The following is a 5,093-nucleotide window of genomic DNA, read 5'->3' as shown; positions in this document are numbered from 1 at the left end:
CTTTCATGTGCTTTTCCGGTTATGCGTTTATCAGCATCTTATAATGTAAAGAAGGACACCGCAAGCCTCTTGATATCTTCCATAATTCGGCTATTGTCGAAGTATGGAATTATCAGAAGCTCTCGACGCCTTTACGGCCCTTTCCCAGATCACGCGGCTGCAGGTCTTCCAGCTGCTTGTGCGCCATGAGCCGGACGGTCTTGCGGCCGGCGACATCGCCTCGGCCGTGGGTGTGCCGGCCAACACCCTCTCAGCCCATCTCGCCATTCTGACCCGGGCGGGGCTGACCACATCGGAACGGCGAAGCCGTTCCATCGTCTACCGGGCGCGAACAATCCATGTGAGCCGCCTGGTGGACTTCCTGGTGAAGGACTGCTGCGGCGGTAACCCTGAACTGTGCCGGGTTCCACACCCTCTTTCTCAATCCTCGCTGTCAAAGGACGATGCCATGCCTGATCGCCCCTACAACGTGCTGTTCCTCTGCACCGGCAACTCCGCTCGATCGATCATTGCCGAAGCCATTCTCAACCACGATGGGGCAGGGCGCTTCCGTGCCTTCTCCGCCGGCAGTCACCCAACCGGCAAGGTCAATCCGATCGCCCTCGAACTGTTGGCTGAGGACGGATTCTCGATCGAGGGATTGCGCTCCAAGAGCTGGGATGAGTTCGCCGAGCCCGGCGCCCCGGAGATGGATTTCGTGTTCACCGTCTGCGACAACGCGGCCGGCGAGACCTGCCCGGTGTGGCCCGGGCATCCGATGACCGCCCACTGGGGCATCGAGGACCCGGCGCGCGTCGTCGGGACCCATATTCAGCAGAAAACAGCCTTCGTCACCGCTGCACGCTATCTCAAGAACCGGATCACCAACTTCCTGGCGCTGCCGATCCGGAGCCTCGATCGTCTGGCCATCACCAGTCACCTGCACGAGATCGGCCGGCTTGACGGTGCTACGGCCAAGGCAGGAGAGACCAAATGAGTTCCGTTGCCCGCCGCCTATCGTTCCTCGACAGATACCTGACCGTCTGGATTTTCGCCGCCATGGCCCTCGGCGTGGGCATTGGCTACACCCTGCCGGGCGTTGAAGCACTGATCAACTCCTTCCAGGTTGGCACCACCAACGTGCCGATCGCCATCGGTCTGATCCTCATGATGTATCCGCCGTTCGCCAAGGTGCGTTATGAGGACCTGCCGGAAGTGTTTGCCGATGTGAAGGTTCTCGTCCTGTCGCTGGTCCAGAACTGGTTGATCGGGCCGGTGCTGATGTTCGCGCTGGCGATCATCTTCCTGCCCGACAAGCCTGAGTACATGGTGGGCCTGATCCTGATCGGTCTCGCCCGCTGCATCGCCATGGTGGTGGTGTGGAACGAACTCGCCAAGGGTTCCACGGAATACGCGGCCGGCCTCGTCGCCTTCAACTCCATCTTCCAGGTGCTGTTCTATTCAGTGTTCGCCTGGTTCTTCGTCACCGTCCTGCCGCCGGTCTTTGGGCTGACGGGCTCCGTGGTGGCGATCTCCATTGGCGAGATCGCCAAAAGTGTCTTCATCTACCTCGGCATTCCCGCCATTGCCGGCGTGCTGACGCGGGTGATCATGCTCCGCTTCGTTTCCAAGGACTGGTATCACAGCCATTTCGTGCCGAAGATCGGCCCCATCACACTGATTGCGCTTCTTTTCACCATCGTCGTCATGTTCTCGCTGAAGGGCAACCTGATCCTGACCATCCCCGGCGACGTGGTGCGGATCGCCATTCCGCTTCTCATCTACTTCGTGGTGATGTTCGCGCTGAGCTTCGTGCTCTCGCTGAAGGCTGGCACCGATTACAAGCGCTGCACGACGCTGTGCTTCACGGCGGCCAGCAACAATTTCGAGCTGGCCATTGCCGTGGCCGTGGCCGTTTTCGGCATCAACTCCGGCGCGGCGTTCGCCGCCGTCATCGGGCCGCTGGTGGAGGTGCCGGTGATGATCGGCCTCGTCAACGTGGCGCTATGGTCGCGCCGCTTCTTCCCGGCCGAGAAGCTGTCGCTTCGCACCTGAAAGGGGCTCCGCATGGATGTGACCATCTACCACAACCCCGCCTGCGGCACGTCGACGAACACGCTGGCCCTCATCCGCCATGCCGGCATCGAGCCCACGGTGATCGAGTATCTGAAGACGCCGCCCGATCGGGCGACACTGAAGGACCTGATCACCCGGACGGGGATGAAGGTCCACGACGTACTCCGGCAGAAGGGGACGCCTTATGGCGAGCTGGGGCTCGGTCCCGACATGCCGAAGGACATCCTGCTCGATGCCATGATGGCGCACCCGATCCTGATCAACAGGCCGCTCGTGGTGACGCCCAAGGGTGTGAAGCTCTGCCGTCCCTCCGACATGGTGCTCGATCTCCTGCCGGAGGGGCCTCTGCCCGACTTCATCAAGGATGACGGCGAGCCGGCGTTGCGTGACACAGCCGTGACAGGAGACGATGCCGGTTTTCTTGCCGCGCTGGCGTCGGCCGACCTGCCGGCCGACGATCTCAATGAGCCCGGGCGGTCGTTCTTCGCCTTCCGGAGCCTTTCGGGCGAGCTTCTCGGCTACGGCGGATTCGAGCTTTACGATGCGGAGGCCTTCCTGCGCTCCCTCGTCGTGCTGTCCGAACGACGGGGTGCCGGCGTCGGCAAGGCGATCGTTGCCCGCCTGGCGCGGCGAGCCTTCGACCTCGGCGGCCGGCGTCTGTGGCTGATGACCACGACGGGGGCGCCGTTCTTCGAGGCGATCAAGTTCAAGCGTGTCGATCGCACGGACGCTCCGGCCAATATTTTGGCAACGCGGCAGGCCCAGGGGCTCTGTCCGTCATCGGCGGCGGTTCTCACGCGGCCGATTTACCTCTAGAGACCCTGGCGTCCCACGGGACGCCACGGCGCATCCTGGCGATTTCCAGGAAGGCGGCTACGCCAAGACATCCGATGCCCACGAGGACGGCGAGAGCCCCTTCGGCGCCAATATGGTCGACCATGAAGGCGAACAGGAAGGGCGCGATGGCTCCTGCGAACTGTCGGGCCTGCGCCATCCTGCCCATTAGTGCGCCGTAGCCTTCGCTGCCGAACAGCGCCAGCGGTAAGGTTCCCTGCACGATGCTCTTGAGGCCCGATCCGAAGCCCAGCAACATGGCGAATACGGCCGCGCCAGCGACGGCGGGGGCCGTCAGGGCCAGCACCAACACGGCCAGCGGCGTTGCGACGGCGGCGATCAGCGTCACGAACAGCGGATGACGGCCGGCGCCGAACACCATGTTGACGAAGCGCACGCCGACCTGTGCCGGGCCGAACAGGGTGGAGACCAGAAGCGCCGCCGCACCGAGGCCAAGCCCCTGCAGCATCGGCACCATCTGCGCCAGGAGTGCCGACAGGACTAAGTTTGACAGCGCGAAGCCGCATGTCGCCAGCAGGAACAGACGCGCGGTCGTGGCCTGCAACTGCCCGCCCGCATGCTCCCCCGGCGATACCGGCGCCGGATCATGCGCGGCACGCTGCCGGGACAGCAAGACATGGATCGGCAGCGCCAGGAAGAGGTTAAGGCCGGCATAGAGCCCGAGGACAAGGCGCCAGTCCAGCACGGCGACCAGTTCTGAGGTCAGGGGCCAGAAGATCGTCGAGGCGAACCCGGCGATCAGGGTCAGATAGGTGATATGCGTCCGCGCCGCCCGATCGCCAGCTTGAACCAGAGCCGTAAACGCGGCCTCGTAGAGGATGAGCGGCGCCCCTGCCTGCAGGACAAGAAGGGCCGCTGCAAAGGTTATCGGCCCGGGTGCCAGGGCCATGCCGGCGAGTGCGACGGCGGCGATCGCCGACCCCGCCGCCATCAACCGGCCGGCGCCGCGCCGGTCCATCTGTCGGCCGCTCCATGGCGCCACGGCGCCGCCGATCAGGAGCGTTCCGGAAAAGAGCCCGAACAGCCAGGATGTCGGCAGACCGAAGGTTGCGCCAACGCGATCGGCGACGATGGCAAAGCTATAGTAGGTCGTGCCATAGCCGATGATCTGGGTCAGACCGAGCAGGCCGACCACAACAGCCGGGGACAGGCGCGGCGCCGGCACCGGTTAGACGGTGCCGGGCTTGGTTGCCCGCACGAAGGCGCTGAAGATCTTACCATCGACCTGTGCCGCCAGAGCATCAACATCGAGATCCTTGTTGACAAGGAACCCGCGCGCATCCTCGGCCCGGTAGATGCGGGTCGGTTCAACATCGATGTCGACGAAGCCGGCCGCCGCCAGCTTGGCCCGATAGTCGTCTTCATCGAGCGCGCCCGCTATGCAGCCCGCCCAGGCGAGAACGTCCTTGCGGATCGGCGCCGGGATGTCGCCCCGGGTCACCACGTCGGACACGGCAAAGCGGCCGCCAGCCTTGAGCACACGGAAGGCCTCCCGCAGCACCTGGCTCTTGTCGGCCGACAGGTTGATGACGCAGTTCGAGATGATGACATCCACGGAGCTGTCAGGCAGCGGAATCGCCTCGATCTCGCCCTTCAGGAACTCGACGTTCACGGCGCCGGCCTGGCGCTGGTTCTCGCGGGCGAGCGCCAGCATCTCATCGGTCATGTCGAGACCGTAGGCCTTGCCGGTCGGGCCGACGCGCTTGGCCGACAGCAGAACGTCGATACCACCACCCGAACCGAGATCCAGCACGACTTCGCCGGCCTTCAGCTCGGCAAGTGCCGTCGGGTTGCCGCAGCCAAGCGAGGCCAATACGGCCTTCTCAGGCAGGCTGCCGGCCTCGATCGCGGAATAGAGGTCGGAGGTCACGGGGTTCTTGGCCGTGCCCTCGGTCGAGCAGCAGCTCGTCCCGCAACCGCAACTGCCGCCGCTTCCGGCCTTGATCGCCGCCTCGGCGTATTTCTCGCGCACGATTTCCTTGATCGAGCTATCCGACATGATGTTCTCCTAGCAACAGGTGACCTTTTCGGGGGAGACGGCCTTGTTCCGGGTGCAGCACTCGGCGAACAGGAAGGCGAGAATGCTCTCCAGCGCCTCGGCATTGGCCGTGTAGCGGAGGAAATTGCTTTCCCGCTTCACGTTCACCAGCCCCTCGTTCTTCAGCTTGTCGAGATGATGCGAC

5 protein-coding genes and 1 pseudogene are annotated in these 5,093 nt (G+C 64.0%); 4 read left to right on the top strand and 2 right to left on the bottom strand.

The window, feature by feature from the left end:
• Positions 1–103 precede the first annotated feature (103 nt).
• The 4 genes and pseudogenes from H512_RS0119750 to arsN2 all read left to right on the top strand — a co-directional run bounded on the left by H512_RS0119750 (position 104) and on the right by arsN2 (position 2,871).
• Positions 104–976, top strand: coding sequence for a metalloregulator ArsR/SmtB family transcription factor (locus tag H512_RS0119750; RefSeq protein WP_026784878.1), 873 nt, complete (start codon positions 104–106; stop codon positions 974–976).
• Positions 973–2,034 (top strand): ACR3 family arsenite efflux transporter, encoded by a 1,062-nt coding sequence (gene arsB / locus H512_RS0119745; RefSeq protein ID WP_026784877.1) that lies wholly within the window; start codon positions 973–975, stop codon positions 2,032–2,034. Before H512_RS0119750 ends, arsB begins: the two co-directional genes overlap by 4 nt.
• A 12-nt stretch (positions 2,035–2,046) precedes the next feature.
• Positions 2,047–2,430 (top strand): annotated as a pseudogene (arsC, locus tag H512_RS27820) (arsenate reductase (glutaredoxin)); the annotation flags it as partial.
• A gap of 21 nt (positions 2,431–2,451) precedes the next feature.
• Positions 2,452–2,871, top strand: coding sequence for an arsenic resistance N-acetyltransferase ArsN2 (gene arsN2, locus H512_RS27815; RefSeq protein ID WP_342663977.1), 420 nt, complete (start codon positions 2,452–2,454; stop codon positions 2,869–2,871).
• Here the strand turns inward: arsN2 and arsK are convergent.
• Together arsK and H512_RS0119730 are read right to left on the bottom strand one after the other, a co-directional pair.
• Positions 2,849–4,045, bottom strand: coding sequence for an arsenite efflux MFS transporter ArsK (arsK, locus tag H512_RS25150; RefSeq protein ID WP_245585465.1), 1,197 nt, complete (start codon positions 4,043–4,045; stop codon positions 2,849–2,851). The two genes, arsN2 and arsK, sit on opposite strands and share 23 nt — an antisense overlap.
• Before the next feature lie 33 nt (positions 4,046–4,078).
• Positions 4,079–4,909, bottom strand: coding sequence for an arsenite methyltransferase (locus H512_RS0119730; protein ID WP_156899591.1), 831 nt, complete (start codon positions 4,907–4,909; stop codon positions 4,079–4,081).
• Between the last annotated feature and the right edge of the window lie 184 nt (positions 4,910–5,093).

Origin of the sequence: Pleomorphomonas koreensis DSM 23070 (assembly GCF_000425185.1) — a bacterium.
Lineage (GTDB): Bacteria > Pseudomonadota > Alphaproteobacteria > Rhizobiales > Pleomorphomonadaceae > Pleomorphomonas > Pleomorphomonas koreensis.
The sequence above is the reverse complement of the archived record's forward strand: the minus strand, read 5'-3'. Positions and strand labels throughout refer to the sequence as shown.